Consider the following 17639-nt stretch of genomic DNA (forward strand, 5'->3'; position numbering starts at 1 on the left):
TGGCCGTCGTGCGTGGCGACGGCCTGTTGCTGCATCAGTCCTGCAGGTTGGCGGCCAGCGCCTTGACCCGCTGGAGGTCGGACTTCGCGACCTTGGTCAGCCCTTCGCCGTACTCGGCATCCGCCTTGTAGAAGTACGACAGCAGGTGGTAGCGCGCTTCTTGATCTGTCTTAGCCAGCTCACCGCCCAGCGTATTGATCAGGTCCTGCTGCTCCTTCTTGCTGAACGAGCGATACAGCTCGCCGGTCTGCTTGAAGTTCTGCTCACGGTAGATCGGCGCCTGCTGCGTGGTGCCGCTCAGCGCCGTCTTGCTGTAGACCGCCCGCGGAGTCTCCTCGCGGTTCTCGCGACGGCTCGGCTGGTAGTTCACGCTAGTGGTGGTGTGTCCGCTGTTCAGCTGGCCATCCTGGTTGCCGTTGTTGACCGGGACTTTGGGACGGTTGATCGGCAGGCTCATGCCATTGGCGCCGACGCGGTACATCTGAGTATCGGCATAGGAGAACAGACGGCCTTGCAGCAGACGATCCTCCGACGGCTCGATACCAGGCACCAGGTTGGCCGGCGCCATGGCGACCTGCTCGGTCTCCTGGAACACATTGTCCGGGTTCTTGTTCAGGACCATCTGGCCAATCTTGCGCTCCGGCACGTCAGGCCAGATCTTGGTGGCATCCAGCGGATCGAAGTCGAACTTGGCCAGGTCTTGAGGCTTGAGCACCTGAATGTAGAGGTCCCACTTCGGATAGTCGCCCCGGTCGATGGCGGCAATCAGGTCGGAAGTCAGGTGGCTGTAATCCTTGCCCTGCATCTCCTCGGTTTCCTTGGGATCGAGGTTCTTCAGGCCCTGGAGACTCTTCCAGTGGAACTTCACGTAGTGCACGTCGCCCTGATCGTTGATCAGCTTGTAGGCGTGTACGCCGTTGCCGTCCATCATCCGCAGGCTGGCTGGCGTGCCCTGGTTCGAGTACAGCAGGGTCAGGGTACGAGTGGACTCCGGATGATGCGAGAGGAAGTCGAAGCGACGTGTGTCGTCATCCAGATTGGTACGTGGATCGGGCTTGAACGCGTGGACCATGTCCGGGAACTTGATCGCGTCGCGGATGAAGAAGGTCGGGAAGTTGTTGCCGACCAGGTCCCAGTTGCCATCGGCCGTGTAGAACTTGGTGGCGAAACCACGCGGGTCACGTAGGGTTTCCGGTGAGTGCAGGCCATGCACGACGGCAGAGAACCGCACGAAGACCGGCGTCGTGCTGCCCTTTTCGAAAACCTTCGCCAGTGACAGATCGGAGATGTCGTCGGTCGCGGTGAATTCGCCATGGGCGCCGGTGCCGCGCGCATGCACGACGCGCTCGGGCACGCGCTCGCGACCGAAGCGCTGGAGCTTTTGCAGCAGTTGCACATCCTGCAGCAGGGTCGAGCCGTTGGGGCCGGCAGTTTGCGAGTTCTGGTTGTTGCCGACGGGCGCACCGTTGTCGCGGGTAAGAGGAGCCGCATGGGCAGAAAGCGACAGCACGCTGGCGGCAATTACACCGAGCATCAGTCGCGATGGCGAAAAGCCAAGCAGGTTTCGGTACATCGTCACGTCCTTTTCTAGTTTTAGGTTGCGTCGCGGAACGCCGAGCAAGGCTAGAAGGACAAGCGCTTACTCCCCAATTGAATAAGCGAAGCGGCGTGATAGGCAAATTCTGGTTGCCGATATAGAGCCGGGAGATCACGCGTACAGGCGTGGTACGTTCGATTCCGGAGCAGTTCCGTACCGTTGACCTCAACCGGGGCAGGACGCACCGCTATCCACCCGTGACGCTTCACCGCGGCTGGCAGCAACTCGCTGTACACCAAGCGTCGCGCCGGCTGGACACGCGGGTCGGCGCCTTCATCGGCACCCTGCCGGCACTGGGCGGCATGTACGAAATGCGCGCCTACATCTCGCCATGGCTGGCGCCTATCGTCGGCATTCTGGTCAGCGCAGCGGGCTACCTGCTCCATGCCGGGCGGCGTATGGCGACCTCCAGCAGAGCTTTGAGCGGGCCCGAAGCCTGACCTCCGGGTCGACTCGCGCCGATCATTGCTGACTAGCGAACCGTTGCGCCAAGCAGCTCGGCACTGGCGCGCTTTTCCTGTTGGGCAGTCAAGGTAAGCTGGCTCAGGAATGTAGCCAGGGCTTCGATATCAGCTTCGGACAGCTTGCTGGCCATACCGACCATCACCGATCCGGCTCGGCTTGGGTCGTTGTTGCGAAACCGGGTCAGCGCCTTGCGTATGTAATCAGCAGGCTGCCCCGCCAGACGCGGCATCGTTTCCATGCCCTGGGCATGATCGCCGTGACAACCGACACACGTACGCTGAAACAGCGCCTGGCCCTGCAGGCTCAAGGCCGGGTCCTTCGCGGCTGCCGGGGCCGCAACTGCCTGTTGGCTGAAATAAACAGCGATGTTGACGCGGTCATCCAGCGTCAGGCTCTTGGCCAGCTTCGACATCACGAAGTCGATGCGCTCGCCCTTGGCGAACTTTTCGAACGACTGGAACAGATAGATCGGGTTCTGCGACGCCAGGTTGGGAATGTGGGACCGCTTGCTATTGCCGTTCTCCCCGTGGCAATAACCGCAGAACAGCGCACGCTCCTGGCCGGCCGCGTAGGCTTGCTGGCGCCGCTCGGCATCGCCCATCAAGTAATGAAAGCGTTCGATCGCCTCCTCACTGGCATGGGCGACAGGAGCGAGGCAACTGAGCAGTAATAGGGTCGAGAGGCGCATGAGCGAGTCCGGTACGGATTGATGTGAGCCTGAAGGCAGCCCCGGACTATAGGGAGAAATACGCTTGGGATACTGGCGCAAGTCAATAAAGCCTCACCCCCTCGGCGGGGGTTGCGCAGGGCGTGCATCGGTTCGCACCGTGGCCGTGCTGGTTCAGTACGGTGCTGCTCGCGCCAGCGCAACCCCGGGCAGAACCATCCAAGCGCCTAAGCTATGCTTCTCGTAAGATGCGCGCTAATGCCACATTGACCCTTGATAAATAAACGGAAGGCAGGCCTCGTTGGGCGCACACAGCCGCCTCGTATTCGACTAAAGTAGCGACCCTTTTTGCCAGCACGAGCCGCGCACCATGCTAGATGGACATGCCGAACTGACCATGACCGTACTGATGACACCGGACAAGGCCAACTTTTCCGGTAACGTCCATGGCGGCACGCTGCTGAAATACCTCGACGAAGTCGCCTATGCCTGCGCCAGCCGCTACGCCGGGCAATACGTGGTCACGCTGTCGGTGGACCAGGTCAATTTCCGCCAGCCCGTGCATGTCGGCGAGCTGGTGACCTTTCTCGCCTCGGTGAACTATGTCGGGACCACCTCGATGGAAATCGGCATCAAGGTCGTCACCGAAGACATTCGGCAGAAAACCGTTCGCCACACCAACAGCTGCTTTTTCACCATGGTGGCGGTCGGAGAAGATGGTCGCCCCGCCCCCGTGCCCGCCCTGCACCCGCAGACCCCCGATCAGAAACGCCGCTTCGCCCAGGCCCAGCACCGCCGGCAAATCCGCCGCGAGCTGGAAGAGCGCTACCGGGCGATCAAGGACGATTACTGAGTCAAGCAAACGCAACGTCCCGTGAGCGCTTTTGCGGGACGCAACGACGGCGCGCGGCACCCGGCGGCGGCATGGAAAGCCAGACCGCAACAGGGACAAAACCCTATACAATGCGCGGCTTTTCGCATACGCCAATCGAGGTTTCGCCATGAGCGCTCTGCCAGCCTGCCCCCAATGCAACTCCGAATACACCTACGAAGACGGCCAGATGCTGGTCTGCCCGGAGTGTGCGCACGAGTGGTCGGCCAACGCGGCGGAATCGACCGGCGAAGACGAAAAGGTGATCAAGGATTCGGTGGGTAACGCCCTGCAGGACGGCGATACCGTCACCGTGATCAAGGACCTCAAGGTCAAAGGCTCGTCGCTGGTGGTCAAAGTCGGCACCAAGGTGAAGAACATTCGCCTGGTCGACGGCGACCATGACATCGACTGCAAGATCGACGGCATCGGCGCGATGAAGCTGAAATCCGAATTCGTACGCAAGGTCTGAACGGACACACGGATCAACCCCGCATCCCTGCGACAGATTCAGCCATACGGGCTACGGGCCAAGCGTCGCAGGCAGGCCCTTCAAGTAAGCGCGTTGAGATCGACTGGTCCGCCGGTACCCCGCGCAGCTCAAGCCGCGCAATGTAGCCGAGGCATTCATCGGTGACCGGCGAAAGCATCCATTGGGAATTGCCGAAGCCGCTGGTGGTGTTCCAATCCACCACCAGCAGCGGGCATCGCAGCGGCCCTGTTCACCGTCCGGTCAGCCACTACTTCGCCGGACTGGACGCCGCCAGTGATCCAAGGACGCGGCGATGAGCGCTACTGCTCTTCATCGAGCGTCCAGGCGATCACCGAATCGCCAATCTTGGTGCCGAACGAGCCATGTCCACCGGCCATTTGCACCACGTACTGCTTGCCGGTCTTTTCCGACACGTAAGTCATCGGTGTCGCCTGACCACCGGCGGGCAAACGCCCTTTCCACAGCTCCTTGCCGTTCTGCAGGTCGTAGGCGCGCAGGTAGTAGTCCAGAGTGCCGCTCATGAAGGCGACACCGCCGGCAGTTACGATCGGGCCGCCCAACGCAGGCGTACCGACGGGCAACGGAACGCCCAGCGGTGCGCTGTCGCGGCTGGTGCCGTTCTTGTGCATCCAGACCTTTTTCATGGTGCGCAGGTCAACGGCCGTGACGTAGCCCCACGGCGGGGTCTGGCATGGCAGGCCCAGCACTGAAAGCAGCGGCTCCAGTCTGACCATGTACGGCGCGCCCAGGTTGGGCTGGAGACCGGTTTCGCCCCCACCGGAGCGCTCGTCCGGGTCGACATCACTGCGCTTGACCATGGTCGAAACGAACGCCAGGTAATTCGGCGCGCCGAACAGCAGCTGCCGGCTGGGGTCGACCGCGACCGATGGCCAGTTGAAGGTGCCGACGTTGCCCGGGTAGATCAGCGAGCCTTTCTGCGACGGCGGCGTGAAGTCACCGTCATAACGCAGCTTGCGGAACTGGATGCGGCACATCATCTGATCCAGTGGCGTGCCGCCCCACATGTCGCGCTCACGCAGCGGTTCGTCAGGCGCATAGCTGAGTGCCGACGCCGGCTGAGTCGGGGCGGTAACGTCACCGTAATCGGTGCCCTGCGGCACGGAAAACTCCTCGACTGGCACGATAGGCTCCCCGGTGCGGCGGTCGAGCACGTAAAGGTCACCACGTTTGGTCGGCTGGATGATCGCCGGCACCTTGCCCTGCGGCCCTTCAATGTCGACCAGGGTTGGCTGCGAAGGCAGATCGCGATCCCAAAGGTCGTGATGCACGGTCTGGAATTCCCAGCGCACCTCACCGGTCGCCAGATCCAGCGCCACCAGCGTATCGGTGAAGCGCTCCGCCTCGGCCGTGCGCGGCTCCGCCCACTGGTCCGGGGTCTGGTTGCCGGTCGGGATGTAGACCAGGCCCAGCGATTCATCGGCGGTAGCGACGGTCCAGGAGTTAGGGGTACTGCGCACGTAGGTCTCGCCCGGTGCGAGGGGTTCGGTGGCGTCCGGATTGCCTGGATCGAAATTCCACACCAGCCGACCGTTGCGTACGTCGTAGGCGCGAATGACGCCGCCGGGAGAATCCACCGCACCGTTATCGGTGACGGAGCCGCCCACGATGACCAGCTTCTCGGTCACCACCGGCGGTGATGTCGGCAGGTAGACGCCCAGCGCACCTTCACCGAGACCGGCTTTGAGATCCACCACACCGTCATCGCCGAAGTCTTCGCACGGCTTGCCGTCCTCGACATCGAGCGCGATCAGCGTGCTGTCATTGGTGGGCAGAAACAACCGGCGCTCGCAGCGCGCTGCAGGCTGATCCGGCTGCGCAGGCACGCTCGCGCCATAGGCCGTGGCATCGTGAAACGCGAGGCCGCGGCAGGTCATGTGCTGGTAATACTTGGCATCGCGGTTGATGTTCGGATCGAAGCGCCAGCGCTCCTCGCCAGTGTCGGCATCCAGGGCAATGGCAATGCTGTGGGGCGTGCAGACGAAGAGGCTGTCACCCACCTTGAGCGGCGTGACCTCGTAGGTGAACTCGCCCGGATCGTTCGGTCCCGGTAGGTCGCCGGTATGGAATTCCCAGGCCTTTTCCAGCTTGCCGACGTTCTCAGGCGTGATCAGATCCGCCGTCGAGTACCGGTCACCCTGTTTGGACCCACCGTACGACGGCCACTCGCTATCGGCGCGATCAGCCTGCCCTTGCGGGTCGAGACCCTGCATTTGTGCATCGCTGAATTCGCCGGTGATCGAGTGATAGTCCTGCGTCAGCGAATAGCCGGCCATCAGCGCGCCGGCCACCAAACCCAGACCGAGCAAACCGCTGGCACCGTCGCGCCAGACCAGGCGATCATCCACATAGCGATTGACGAAAGGCAGGATCAGCCACAGCCCGAGAAGGCACCAGAGATCGATCCGCGGCGCGAGCTGCCACCAGTCAAAACGGACCTCGTAGACCGTCCAGACCAGTGTCGCCAACAGCAGCAGCGCATACAGCCAGATCGCCGCACGATGGCGGACGAACAGCAGCGCGGCGACCACCAGCAGACCGATGCCCGCGATCAGGTAGTACCAGGACCCACCCAATATCGCGAGATATCCACCGCCAACGGTCATCAGCGCACCCAGCACCAGCACGAAAACTGCGGTTAATGTGATGCGCAAGGGACGGGGCCCATATTCGATACTCATCCAGACTCTCCTGCCGATTCATTCACCAACAGCTGGCGAAACGTTCTGAAACAACGCGCCAGCCAGCTATTAGTGGATACGGCAGCGAGGCCTTAGTTCACCTTATTGCGCCCCCGCTCAAGCCACCGCACCGACAGCCAGCGGCTGTACCTCGGGCCTTTTGATCACCGCATAGATCACCGCGGTGACCAGACTGCCCGCCAGAATCGCCAGCAGATACAACAGTGCGTGATTGATCGCATTGGGAATCAGCAGCACGAACAGGCCGCCATGGGGCGCCAGCAGTTTCGCGCCGAAGGCCATCGACAGCGCACCGGTCAGCGCGCCGCCGGCAATGCTGGCCGGGATCACCCGCAACGGGTCTTTTGCGGCGAAGGGAATCGCGCCTTCGGAAATGAAGCAGCAACCCAGCACCAGCGCTGCCTTGCCGGCTTCGCGCTCGGTCTGGGCGAACTTGCGCCGAGCGATCAGCGTGGCGATGCCCATGCCGATCGGCGGCACCATGCCCGCGGCCATGGTGGCAGCCATCGGTGCATAGCTTTGCGAGGCCAGCAGACCAACCGAGAAGGCATAGGCGGCCTTGTTCACCGGCCCGCCGAGGTCGACGCACATCATGCTGCCGAGCAGCAGCCCGAGCAGGATGGCGTTGGAGGTACCCATGGTGTCGAGGAATTCGGTGAGCCCGGCGAGCATCTTCGCCACCGGCGTGCCAACGATGTAAATCATCACCAGGCCAGTGAACAGGCTGGCCAGCAGCGGGATGATCAGAATCGGCTTGAGCGACTCGACACTGGCCGGCAACGGAATCCAGCGATTGACCGCCTTGGCCGCGTAACCGGCGACGAAGCCGGCGATGATCCCGCCGATGAAGCCCGCGCCGAGGGTGCCGGCCAGCAGCCCGCCGATCATGCCCGGCGCCAGGCCCGGCCGGTCGGCGATGGAATAGGCGATGTAACCGGCCAGCAGCGGCACCATCAGCTTGAAGGCCGTCTCGCCACCGATCTGCATCAAGGCGGCGGCCAGGGTGCCCTCTTCCTTGAACGCCTCGATGCCGAAGACGAATGACAGTGCGATCAGCAGGCCGCCTGCGACCACCATTGGCAGCATGTAAGACACGCCGGTCAGCAGATGCTTGTAGACGCCGGTCTTCTCGCCCTTCTGCTCGCCGCCGCTACTGGCTGCCGCGCTGCCACTGAGCACCGTCGCTTCTTCCAGCGCACGGTCGAGAGTCGCCTCGGGCTGCTTCAGCGCCACTCCAGTGCCGCAGCGGAACACCCGCTTGCCGGCAAACCGCGCGACGTCCACTTCGATGTCCGCAGCCAGCAACACCACGTCCGCCTCTTCGATGGCCTTTAGCTCGAGCACATTACGCGCGCCCACCGAGCCACGGGTTTCCACCTGCAGGTCGTAGCCCTTGCGCACCGCCGCCTGCTGCAAGGCTTCGGCCGCCATGAAGGTGTGCGCAACGCCGGTCGGGCAGGCGGTGATGGCGACCAGCTTGGGCTTGCCGTTGGTGTGCGCGGCATCCGCTTCGTCGTCCTGCTGCAACTCGGTGGCGCTGTCCGCGGCACTGCGCAGGAACGCTTCGGGATCGAGCAGGGCTTCGGACGGCGTCGATTGAGCGACACGCTTGCCGATGAAACGCTGCAACGAAAGCGGCCCAGTCTTCACCACAACGACCAAATCGGCACTGGCGATCTGCGCAGGGGTCAGCGGCGAACCGATGGCTTTGGGATCGTGGACTTCCACGGCAGTCGACCAATCCAGACGATGGGCGGCCGCCTCGAGCAGGCGTGACGTCAGCACGCTGGTGACCATTCCATTGGGGCAGGCCGTGACGATGAGAAGATTCATTCCTTCACCTCTTATTCGAATTATTGGCTGAGCGGCTGAAGCCGAACTGCCGCTTCTAGCTCGGCGAGTCCAGCCGGGTCGCTGATACCGAAACCAACCTGCCCGACCGCCTGCGCAGCGATGGCGGTGGCGTGCGCCAAGGTGCGTTCGGCCGGCCAGCCTTCCAGCAAACCATGCAGCATCCCGGCCAGCAGCGAGTCGCCGGCGCCGACCGTGCTGACCACTCGGACCTTGGGCGGTTGCGCGCGCAAGGCCGCGCCCGGCGAGAACCAGCTGACCCCCTCGGCACCCTGCGACACGACCACATGCTCAACCCCTTCGACCTGCAGTCTCCAGGCCTCACGGGCCAGTGCCTGCGATTCGGCGAGCGGAATTCCACGGGCCTCGGCCAGCTCCTCTTCGTTGGGTTTGATCAACCAGGGCGCGATCGCCAGCCCGTCACGCAGGGCCGCGCCGCTGGTATCCAGCGCGACCCGCACGCCGAGCTGCTGGAGCGTGCGCAGCAGTTCGACGAACCACTCGCTATCCACACCGCGCGGCAGGCTGCCGGCGACCACCACCAGCTCATGGGCCGGTGCCAGTCGCTTGAGCCGCTGCAGCAATGCGTCGCGCTGCGCCTCGCTCACCGCCAGTCCTGGGCCATTGATGTCGGTGACCTGCCCGCCGGCTTCGGCCAGCTTGATGTTGCTGCGGGTCTCTCCTGCCACGCGGACGAATTCATCGGCAAAGCCACGCGCGGCAAACAGCTGCTCAAAGGCTTGTGGATTGCCTTCGCCGAGAAAGCCGGTGACGGTCAGCTGATGGCCGAGATCGGCCAGCACTTGGGCCACGTTGAGCCCCTTGCCGGCGGCATGCACCTGCAGGCTGTCGCTACGGTTGACCTCGCCCAGGCGCAACGCCGACAGCTGTACGGTCAGGTCCAGCGCCGGGTTCAGTGTGACGGTCAGAACGCGTGCCATTAGCAGTGCTCCCCGACAAAGGTGCGCACCTCATGCGCGCCCGGCAGCATCAGCGCTTGCTGGGCCAGCCGCTGGCAGGCGGCGAAATCCAGCTCGCGCACCCGCGCCTTGACCAATGCGATGCTGCGCGCCGAGACACTCAGCTCATCGACGCCCAGCCCCACCAGCATCGGCACCGCCAGCGCGTCGGCCGCCAGCTCGCCGCAGACACCGACCCATTTGCCCTGCGCGTGGGCGGCTTCGACGGTCATGCCGATCAACCGCAGCACCGCCGGATGCAACCCATCCGCCTGGCTGGACAGGCTTGGATGGCCGCGATCGATCGCCAGGGTGTACTGCGTCAGGTCGTTGGTGCCGATGCTGAAAAAGTCGACTTCCTGCGCCAGCACCGGTGCGATCAGCGCAGCGGACGGAATCTCGATCATGATGCCGACCTGCAGATCGGCCACCGGCAGCTCCACCCGCAAACGGTCGACCATGGCCTTGGCGGAGCGCCATTCGTCGATGTTGCCGACCATGGGGAACATGATCCGCAGCGGGCGGCCATCGGCCGAGGCGAGCAAGGCGCGCAGCTGGGTTTCGAGGATGTCCGGGCGTTGCAGGCTCAGGCGAATGCCGCGCACACCGAGGAAGGGGTTTTCTTCTGCCGGCATCGGCCAGTAGGGCAGTGGCTTGTCACCGCCGACATCCAGCGTGCGCACCACCAGCGGGCGCCCCTCGAGGGCTTCCAATACGCGGCGGTATTCGGCTTCCTGGGTCGCCTGATCCGGCGCTTGGGAATGATTCATGAACACCAGCTCGGTGCGCAGCAGACCGATGCCCTCGGCACCCATCGCCACCGCCTCGGGCGTTTCACCGGCGGCACCGATATTGGCAGCGATCTCCACCGAATGGCCGTCACGGGTGGTCGCCGGCTCCATGCGTCGCTCGTTAGCCAGACGTTTGCGCTCCTCACGTGTGGCACGTTCGCTGCGCGCCTGCTCGAGCTGCGCGTCGGTCGGCGAGACCAGCAGCTCGCCGCGTTCGCCGTCGAGCAGCAACAGGGTATTCGGCGCCAGCCCCAGCACGCCCGGACCCGCTCCAACGATCGCCGGAATGCCCAGCGCGCGGGCGATGATCGCGCTGTGCGAGGTAGCGCCACCGCCAGCAGTGAGAATGCCGGCGACCCGCTGAGCATTGAGCGTGGCGACATCCGAGGGTGCCACCTCGTCCATCACCAGAATGTAGGCTTCGCTCGGTGCCTGCTCGGCTTCGACACCGGTCAGGCAGGCCAGCACACGGCGGCCGACGTCGCGCAGATCCGCCGCGCGCTCTGCCAGCAACTTGTCGTGCAAGGCTTCCTGCTGCTGCGCCGCGCTTTCGATTTCGTCCATCCAGGCCGCTTCGGCGCTGAGCCCCTTCTGCAAGCGCGCCTGGACTTCTTCGCGCAACGCCGGATCGCGCAACATGGCCTGGTGGGTAGTGAAGATGTCGCGAACGCTGTCGATCTGGCTATCTTCAATCAGTACGCCAATTTCGCCGTGAACCTTATCCAGCGCTACGTCCAGCCGTTGCAGTTCGACTACCGGCGACTCGCCCCGTTTGGGGTAATCGATCACTTTCGGCTTGCGCACCAGAACCGGTCCGATGGCAATGCCGGGTGACGCGGCGATGCCGTTGACCCGCTCCCCGTGGCGCAATGCCGCCTGTTCGATAGCCGCCTCATCGGGCAGCGCCGCGACAGCCTGCAGCCCGCTCGCCTCGCCCGGTGCCGGCAGCGGCTCGACCTCTTCGCCGAGGCCGTCCTCGACCGCGCGAACCAACGCCGGCAACGCATCACTGGCAATCGTCGGCTCGGCCAGGAATTCCAGCACCTGGCCACGCTGCGCCCCCAGCGCGAGCAGCTTGCTCAGGCTCTTGACCGATACCCCGACGCTCTCGCTGCCGGCCAGACGCACACGAATGTCGCCGTCGAACGCCTGGGCGATTTCGGTCAGTTGCTTGGCCGGCCGTGCATGCAAGCCGTGCAGATTAGCCAGCGGGACCTGCGCACTGGGCCAGTCAGCCGGTACCTCGCCGCCCAGGGCTTCGAGCACCACGCGGCTGGAGGTCGCCTGACTCAACTCCCGGCCACGACCTTCGATCAGCAGATTGCACAGCCGCTCGAGCATCGCCCGGTGCGCTTCTCCCAGGCTGGCGAGCACGAACAGCCCGTTCAGGGGCTGTCCCTGGTGATCCAGACCCGAGGCGGGCGTGACGAACGCCAGCCCGGGCCGCAGCACCGACTGCTCGCTGCTCAGCCACCACAGGCCATCGCCTAGCGGTAGCGCCTGGCCAAGGGCCAATCCGGCATTGAAGCCGGGCTCCACGCACTGGGCGCGCTTGAGCAGCTTGACGCCTTGCCAGGCCAACTCGTCGAAATCATCGGCGGCGACGCCCAGCCCCACCAGCTCGCCATCGAGCGCCAGCGCCTGCGGCGCGCCTTGCAGCAGATCGATGATCGCTTCGGGGGACTCGGCCTTTTGCAGCGCCTCGCTGAGGTCGCCCTCGCCCAGCGCTCGGGTCAGCAATTGCAGCAGCCGCAAATGCTCATCGGAGCGTGCGGCGATACCGATGGCCAGATACACCTGCTGACCGTTACCCCAGTCGACGCCCTCGGGGAAGTGCAACAAACGCACGCCGGTGGTGAACACCTGATCGCGGGTATCCGGCGTGCCGTGCGGGATCGCAAGGCCCTGTCCGAGAAAGGTCGAGCCCTGGGCTTCCCGCGCGCGCAGCCCATCGAGGTAACCGGGCGCCACCAACCCGTCGGCCACCAATACCTCGCCCAACAGGGCCAGAGCGGCTGGCTTGTCGGCGGCCGTCTGATGCATGTGGATGTGCTGGGCATTCAACTCAAGCATGGAAGGCTCCTTGCGGGCTCGCGATTGTTTTTATAGCCGGTACGGTGCAATCGACAGGGTCCCGGAATCGCCGGATACCGGGCTGGCGCTTATGACCGGTCAGCTGCTGAAACGTTTCACCTTAGGCTGGCACATTACGCAATATTGAGTGATTCTAGAAGCCCGAATGCGCACCACCCGTCTCAGACCTGGATTGCTTTTGAAACTGATCGACATCGCCCGCCTCGCTAACGTCTCACTGACCACCGCCAGCTACGTACTCAATGGCAAAGCGACGCAGCGGCGGATCAGCCAGACCACCGTCGAGCGGGTCATGGCCGTGGCCGAGCAGCAAGGCTTCCAGCTCGACCAGCAAGCTGCGGGCCTGCGTCGCGGGCTGTCGCGAACGCTCGGTTTCATCGTCCCGGACCTGGAAAACCCCAGCTATGCGCGCCTGGCCAAACTGCTCGAACAGCGTGCCCGCCAACGGGGGTATCAGCTACTGATCGTCGGTTCCGATGACGAACCGGACACCGAACGCCAGGTCATTCAGGTGCTGCGCTCGCGCCGCTGCGATGCACTGATCGTTGCCAGCTGCCTGCCGGCGGATGACGCCAGCTACCGCAAGCTGTTGAGCGGCGGTACGCCCATCATCGCCCTCGACCGGGCACTGGATGCCGAGCATTTCTGTTCGGTAGTCAGCGATGACAAGGAAGCCGCCACCCAGCTGACCCATTCACTGCATGCGCCGATAGATGCGCATGTCGCGCTCATCAGTGCGCGACCGACCTTACGCATCAGCCAACAGCGCGAGCAGGGCTTCCGCCAGGCCCTGGCGCATCACCGGGGGCAGGTCAGCGTGCTGCAGGCCGAGCAGTTCAGCCGTGCGTGCGGCCGCGAGCAGATGCTCGCTCTGCTCGACCGCGGCCCGTTGCCCGACGCGCTGATCACCACCGCCTATGTATTGCTCGAGGGCGTCTTCGATGCCCTGCAGGAGCGTCAACTGTTATGGCCCGAAGCCTTGCGCCTAGGCACTTTCGGCGATGCGCAGTTGCTGGATTTCCTGCCGATCCGGGTCAACGCCATTTCTCAACAACACACGCAGATCGCCGAGCTGGCGCTGGACCAGGCGATTCGCGCCATCGAGCAGGGCGACTACCAGTCTGGCGAACGCGCCGTTGCACGGGTGCTCAAGGTGCGCCGCACAGACGCGCCGGCCTGAGGCGCCTGCCCCTTGCGGGTAGCGGCGCAGTGACGGAAGCTAGCCGCCTCCGAACGAGCCGCTTGCTGATGAACATCGAACAGATTACCCAACGCCTGCATGCGATCCGCGATCGCAACGACTGGCAGCGCTTTCACAGTCCGAAGAATCTGGCCATGGCCGCCAGCGTGGAAATGGCCGAGCTGGTGGAAATATTCCAGTGGCTGAACGAGGACGAGTCGCGTCAACTGTCGGCCGACACGCTTGAACACGCTGGGCAGGAAGTCGGCGACATCCTCATGTACCTGTTGCTGATGTGCAGCGAGCTGGGCATCGACATGGAGCAGGCGCTGCTGGCCAAGCTGGCCGACAACGAGCGGCGGTTCGCCCGATGAGCGACCGCCATTTCGACGAGCTGGCCACGCGCTTCGCCGAGAAGATCTACGGTGGCGCCAAGGGCGCAATCCGTCTCGCCGTTTTGCAGGCGGACCTGACGGAGATTCTGCCGGGGCGCCCGCTGCGGGTGCTGGATATCGGCGCCGGCCTCGGCCACATGAGCCTCTGGCTGGCGCAGCAAGGTCATCAGGTGACGCTCGCCGAACCCGCCGAGCCAATGCTCGAAGGCGCACGCGAGCGATTTGCCGAAGCAGGCCAGCACGCCACCTTTATCCAGGCGCCCTGGCAAGACGTGGAAAACCACGTCGAGGGCCGTTTCGATCTGGTCATCTGCCACGCCGTGCTGGAGTGGCTGGCCGAACCGCAGGCGATCCTGCCGGTGCTGCATCGCCTGACCGCAGCCGACGGCTGGCTGTCGCTGGCCTTCTACAACCGCGATGCGCTGATCTACCGCAACCTGCTCAAAGGGCACTTCAAGAAGTTGCGCACGCAATCCTTTGCTGGCGAGCGCCAGAGCCTGACGCCACAGCAGCCGCTCGACCCGCGCGAACTGGCGGCGCAACTCGCACCGCACTGGCGGGTCGAAGCAAACAGTGGCGTGCGGGTATTTCACGATTACATGCCCGCCGATTTCCAGGCCCGCACCGAGCCTGCCGATCTGATCGAGATGGAACTGGCCTACCGCCGCCATCCCGCCTTCGCCGGTCTCGGGCGTTACTTGCACTGGCTGTGCCGGCCGAGCTGAGCGCCGGCCGGGAGGTCATCATGTTGATGCGTGCTGCGTTGCCCCTGCTCTGCCTCAGCCTCGCGGCCTGCCAGAGCAGCAATCCCTACAACAGCGAGTCCGCGCCGATTCCACCGGCCCCGCCGGTCGAACATATCCAGTCGCCCACCTACCCGGCCGCGCCCCGGGATTTCTCTGCTTACCAGAACTGGAGCTGGCGTAACCCGCCGGCAGGTACCGCGTCGCTTGCCGGCGAGGAGTTGCAGGAGATGGTTGCCGGCGCCCTCGATCAGCGCGGTCTGCGCCCGGCGTCTACAGGGACCAAAGGCGACGTGCAGATCAGCGCCAGCGCGCAGATGGAGACGCGTGTACGACAGGTTTACGACGATTACGGCAGCCACATCGGTGCCGGTCGCTATGGCGGATATGGCCCCGGCTACGGTTCCGGCATTGGCGTCAGCGCGCCGTTGGTCCGTAACTATGAAGAGCAAGTCGTCACCGTGCGCGTCGAGATGATCGACAGCGCCTCCGGCCAGACGGTCTGGAGCAACCGCGCCGAGGCCCGCAGCGGCGACAAGCAGGCCGAGCGCAAGGACGCGGCACGAGAAGCGGTGAATCGCGCGCTGGCGGACTATCCTCCGCGCTGAATGCAGGTTCGTTGAGGAGAATCGATATGGTGCGGCAATTGATAATGCTTCCCCTGCTGTTGCTCCTGGCGGCCTGCCAGAGTACGCAGGTGCAACGCGACTTCGATCCACAGCGGGACTTTTCCGCGTATCGCAGTTGGAGCTGGAAAGAGCCGGCGCTGCAATATCGCCCGGACGACCCAAGGATCAAGAGCGACCTCACCGAGCAGCGCATCCGCAGTGCGGTGAGCGAGCAGCTCGACCAGCGCGGCCTGCGCCAGGCCGCGGCCGGCAGCCAGTCTGACGTACTGATCCAGGCCTGGTTCATCGTCGATCAGCGCTCCCAGCAGTACACCACTTCCTCGATGGGGGCCTGGGGCAGCCCCTGGAACGGCTTCTGGGGCGGGCCAATGTTCACCGATACGCGCACCATCCATTACCAGGTCGGCACCTTGCAGGTGGACTTCTACGATGCCGCTGACGGCAAGCTCGTCTGGCGCGGCAGTGCCGAACAGGTCCTGCGCGACAATCCCGGCGACCCGCAGGAGCGCGCCGGAATGTTCCGTGAAACCGTTACGAAGGTGCTTTCGCAGTACCCGCCACACTGAATCAACATTCAGCCCGCGGACAATCGGGCATGGCGATGCGCCTCGATCGCTTCAGCTGGGCGGGGTTTCGACAATCCTCGAAGCGCCTCGGCAAGCTTGCCGGCCTGCTGCAGATCTTCGGTAAACATGGATGATTCGCCGCGGCGGAGCGGCGGAGCGGCGGAGCGAGCGAATGGCTATTTGCGCTCGAAGGCGTAGAACAAGTTGGGCTCGCTGACGAGATAGAGGTTGCCGTGCGCGTCGAAAGTCATGCCCTCGGCCTGCGGCACACTGTTTTTCAGCCCCGCGAACCCGCTCCACAGCGAGCGAAAACTGACCAGATCGCCTTGGCCATCGAGCTCCAGCACCATTTTCGCTTCCTCGCTGAGCAGCACCAGATGGCCAGTGCGCTCATCGAAGTGCACCGAGGCCAGATCGCTGGCCATGTCCTTGTCCGCTATCCATGCCTCGCGATCGATGATCTTCAGGTTCAGCTGGCCATGCAGGCTGGCCTTGACGCCCTGAATCTCATAGAGCTTGCGCGGCGAATGCTCCTTGACCACGAAGAGCCGATCGCCTTCACGATCGTAGCCCAAGCCCTCGAACCCCGAATTATCCGACGCTCCCGTCGGCAACGAGACCGACGCATAGTCTGCACGCCGCAGATCACCGTGTTGCGCCGGGACCGGCAGGATCACGATCGACTGGCTGCGCTCTTCGGCGACCGCCAGCAGGTTGTCGCCCAGGTAGGTAATGCCTTCGACGTCGGTAAAGCCCTTCAGCGGATAACGCGCAATGAACTCGCCGTTCAGGTCCAGGGCCACCAGTTCTTCGGGATTGTTCACCACCGCCCAGAGGTGGTTGCGGCGTTCATCGAAGGTCAGCCCGGAGAGATTGTCGCCCACCGACGCCACCGGCTGCGCCTCGATACGCACTTTATATTCCGGCAACCAAAGGCTGCGCGCCTGGCGGCTGTCTTCGTGCCAAGCCGATTGCAGCGAATAAAACACCCGCTCATCGAGATGAAAGGTCGCCGTCGCGTAGAGCAGACCAACCGCCAGCAGACCCAGCGCCCAGGCGCCGGGGCGTGTTCCCGGCAGCCACTGCGGCCGCGCATCAGTAACGAATGGCATATATTTTCTCGCTAGAGCAATGGCGAACAGCCTGCTCGGAAAGGATTGCAATTGCGTGACGGTGACCAATAAAGCGCCAATCAGCCTGTACTGACCCACCACCTGGAAGCAGGTTCAACCCCAACCGTGGGAACTGCCGGACGGATTGATAGCCCAATGCCCCGAGGAGCGGCTACGCTTGCAGTCCCCGATCACGGCAGGAGAGCACCATGCGGGTGGAAAGTTTTTTCGAATGGTTGGGCCAGGCACTCGGCACGATCATTCGCTATATCGTCGATGCGCTCAGCGGTTTTTTTGGCCTGTTCGCCGACGCCGGGGCCAACTTCCTGGAAGGGCTGTCGAGAACACTGGGCATGGACCGCTCGCTGATCAGTCTGATCGCCTTGGCGATCGGCCTGATGCTACTGGTCGCGGCCGTTCGCGCTTTCATTCGGCGCTCGATCATCGCGGGGGTGATCTATCTGTTTCTGGGGCTGTGGCTGTTGAGCTGGTTGATTCACTGAGCC

At 63.9% G+C, this 17639-nt stretch carries 17 protein-coding genes; 10 read left to right on the plus strand and 7 right to left on the minus strand.

Annotated elements, in window-relative coordinates; genetic code table 11:
- Positions 1–34: 34 nt before the first annotated feature.
- A complete protein-coding gene (locus tag CH92_RS17070; RefSeq protein WP_025242981.1) occupies positions 35–1573 on the minus strand; it encodes a catalase in 1539 nt (512 codons plus the stop codon).
- 149 nt (positions 1574–1722) lie between these two features.
- Between CH92_RS17070 and CH92_RS17075 the strand changes: the two genes are divergently transcribed.
- Entirely contained in the window at positions 1723–2037 is a 315-nt protein-coding gene (locus CH92_RS17075) for a hypothetical protein (RefSeq protein ID WP_025242982.1), read from the plus strand.
- Positions 2038–2069: 32 nt separating this feature from the next.
- Here CH92_RS17075 and CH92_RS17080 read toward each other — a convergent pair whose 3' ends face one another.
- Complete coding sequence (locus tag CH92_RS17080) at positions 2070–2750, minus strand: c-type cytochrome (protein ID WP_025242983.1); 681 nt, start codon at positions 2748–2750, stop codon at positions 2070–2072.
- Positions 2751–3099: 349 nt separating this feature from the next.
- On the opposite strand from CH92_RS17080, the gene CH92_RS17085 reads away from it, so the two are divergent.
- From CH92_RS17085 to CH92_RS22050, 3 genes are all read left to right on the plus strand, one after another.
- Positions 3100–3582: an acyl-CoA thioesterase gene (locus CH92_RS17085; protein WP_025242984.1), complete on the plus strand. Its 483-nt coding sequence runs from the start codon at positions 3100–3102 to the stop codon at positions 3580–3582.
- 148 nt (positions 3583–3730) lie between these two features.
- Positions 3731–4072, plus strand: a complete 342-nt coding sequence (locus CH92_RS17090) for a zinc ribbon domain-containing protein YjdM (RefSeq protein ID WP_025242985.1) — start codon at positions 3731–3733, stop codon at positions 4070–4072.
- Positions 4073–4233: 161 nt separating this feature from the next.
- On the plus strand, positions 4234–4389 hold the full coding sequence (locus CH92_RS22050) for a hypothetical protein (RefSeq protein WP_158491126.1): 156 nt from the start codon (positions 4234–4236) through the stop codon (positions 4387–4389).
- A gap of 3 nt (positions 4390–4392) precedes the next feature.
- Here CH92_RS22050 and CH92_RS17095 read toward each other — a convergent pair whose 3' ends face one another.
- The 4 genes from CH92_RS17095 to ptsP all read right to left on the minus strand — a co-directional run bounded on the left by CH92_RS17095 (position 4393) and on the right by ptsP (position 12487).
- Entirely contained in the window at positions 4393–6792 is a 2400-nt protein-coding gene (locus CH92_RS17095) for a membrane-bound PQQ-dependent dehydrogenase, glucose/quinate/shikimate family (protein ID WP_025242986.1), read from the minus strand.
- Positions 6793–6909: 117 nt separating this feature from the next.
- Positions 6910–8646: a fructose-specific PTS transporter subunit EIIC gene (locus CH92_RS17100; protein ID WP_025242987.1), complete on the minus strand. Its 1737-nt coding sequence runs from the start codon at positions 8644–8646 to the stop codon at positions 6910–6912.
- A 20-nt stretch (positions 8647–8666) separates the two neighbouring features.
- Positions 8667–9605, minus strand: coding sequence for a 1-phosphofructokinase (gene pfkB, locus CH92_RS17105; RefSeq protein WP_025242988.1), 939 nt, complete (start codon positions 9603–9605; stop codon positions 8667–8669).
- Positions 9605–12487: a phosphoenolpyruvate--protein phosphotransferase gene (gene ptsP, locus CH92_RS17110; protein WP_025242989.1), complete on the minus strand. Its 2883-nt coding sequence runs from the start codon at positions 12485–12487 to the stop codon at positions 9605–9607. Before ptsP ends, pfkB begins: the two co-directional genes overlap by 1 nt.
- Positions 12488–12686: 199 nt before the next feature.
- Here ptsP and cra point away from each other — a divergent pair, with 199 nt between their 5' ends.
- The 5 genes from cra to CH92_RS17135 all read left to right on the plus strand — a co-directional run bounded on the left by cra (position 12687) and on the right by CH92_RS17135 (position 16021).
- Entirely contained in the window at positions 12687–13688 is a 1002-nt protein-coding gene (gene cra, locus CH92_RS17115; RefSeq protein ID WP_025242990.1) for a catabolite repressor/activator, read from the plus strand.
- A gap of 68 nt (positions 13689–13756) precedes the next feature.
- A complete protein-coding gene (locus tag CH92_RS17120) occupies positions 13757–14062 on the plus strand; it encodes a nucleotide pyrophosphohydrolase (RefSeq protein WP_025242991.1) in 306 nt (101 codons plus the stop codon).
- A complete protein-coding gene (locus CH92_RS17125) occupies positions 14059–14808 on the plus strand; it encodes a methyltransferase domain-containing protein (RefSeq protein WP_025242992.1) in 750 nt (249 codons plus the stop codon). Before CH92_RS17120 ends, CH92_RS17125 begins: the two co-directional genes overlap by 4 nt.
- Before the next feature lie 20 nt (positions 14809–14828).
- Positions 14829–15434, plus strand: a complete 606-nt coding sequence (locus CH92_RS17130) for a DUF4136 domain-containing protein (protein WP_025242993.1) — start codon at positions 14829–14831, stop codon at positions 15432–15434.
- A 26-nt stretch (positions 15435–15460) separates the two neighbouring features.
- Positions 15461–16021, plus strand: a complete 561-nt coding sequence (locus CH92_RS17135) for a DUF4136 domain-containing protein (protein ID WP_025242994.1) — start codon at positions 15461–15463, stop codon at positions 16019–16021.
- Between the two features lie 176 nt (positions 16022–16197).
- Here CH92_RS17135 and CH92_RS17140 read toward each other — a convergent pair whose 3' ends face one another.
- On the minus strand, positions 16198–17133 hold the full coding sequence (locus CH92_RS17140) for an SdiA-regulated domain-containing protein (RefSeq protein ID WP_025242995.1): 936 nt from the start codon (positions 17131–17133) through the stop codon (positions 16198–16200).
- A gap of 209 nt (positions 17134–17342) precedes the next feature.
- Here CH92_RS17140 and CH92_RS17145 point away from each other — a divergent pair, with 209 nt between their 5' ends.
- Complete coding sequence (locus CH92_RS17145) at positions 17343–17636, plus strand: hypothetical protein (protein WP_025242996.1); 294 nt, start codon at positions 17343–17345, stop codon at positions 17634–17636.
- The last annotated feature ends 3 nt before the right edge of the window (positions 17637–17639 follow it).

Origin of the sequence: Stutzerimonas stutzeri, assembly GCF_000590475.1 — a bacterium.
GTDB lineage: Bacteria > Pseudomonadota > Gammaproteobacteria > Pseudomonadales > Pseudomonadaceae > Stutzerimonas > Stutzerimonas stutzeri_D.

What these genes read in the sequence shown, in the direction of transcription:
- CH92_RS17135 (WP_025242994.1), top strand. Translation starts at nt 15,461, where the DNA reads ATGGTGCGGCAATTGATAATGCTTCCCCTGCTGTTGCTCCTGGCGGCC.
- CH92_RS17130 (WP_025242993.1), top strand. Translation starts at nt 14,829, where the DNA reads ATGTTGATGCGTGCTGCGTTGCCCCTGCTCTGCCTCAGCCTCGCGGCC.
- CH92_RS17070 (WP_025242981.1), bottom strand. Translation starts at nt 1,573, where the DNA reads ATGTACCGAAACCTGCTTGGCTTTTCGCCATCGCGACTGATGCTCGGT.
- CH92_RS17100 (WP_025242987.1), bottom strand. Translation starts at nt 8,646, where the DNA reads ATGAATCTTCTCATCGTCACGGCCTGCCCCAATGGAATGGTCACCAGC.
- pfkB (WP_025242988.1), bottom strand. Translation starts at nt 9,605, where the DNA reads ATGGCACGCGTTCTGACCGTCACACTGAACCCGGCGCTGGACCTGACC.
- ptsP (WP_025242989.1), bottom strand. Translation starts at nt 12,487, where the DNA reads ATGCTTGAGTTGAATGCCCAGCACATCCACATGCATCAGACGGCCGCC.
- CH92_RS17095 (WP_025242986.1), bottom strand. Translation starts at nt 6,792, where the DNA reads ATGAGTATCGAATATGGGCCCCGTCCCTTGCGCATCACATTAACCGCA.
- CH92_RS17090 (WP_025242985.1), top strand. Translation starts at nt 3,731, where the DNA reads ATGAGCGCTCTGCCAGCCTGCCCCCAATGCAACTCCGAATACACCTAC.
- CH92_RS17120 (WP_025242991.1), top strand. Translation starts at nt 13,757, where the DNA reads ATGAACATCGAACAGATTACCCAACGCCTGCATGCGATCCGCGATCGC.
- CH92_RS17140 (WP_025242995.1), bottom strand. Translation starts at nt 17,133, where the DNA reads ATGCCATTCGTTACTGATGCGCGGCCGCAGTGGCTGCCGGGAACACGC.
- CH92_RS17125 (WP_025242992.1), top strand. Translation starts at nt 14,059, where the DNA reads ATGAGCGACCGCCATTTCGACGAGCTGGCCACGCGCTTCGCCGAGAAG.
- CH92_RS17080 (WP_025242983.1), bottom strand. Translation starts at nt 2,750, where the DNA reads ATGCGCCTCTCGACCCTATTACTGCTCAGTTGCCTCGCTCCTGTCGCC.
- CH92_RS17085 (WP_025242984.1), top strand. Translation starts at nt 3,100, where the DNA reads ATGCTAGATGGACATGCCGAACTGACCATGACCGTACTGATGACACCG.
- CH92_RS17145 (WP_025242996.1), top strand. Translation starts at nt 17,343, where the DNA reads ATGCGGGTGGAAAGTTTTTTCGAATGGTTGGGCCAGGCACTCGGCACG.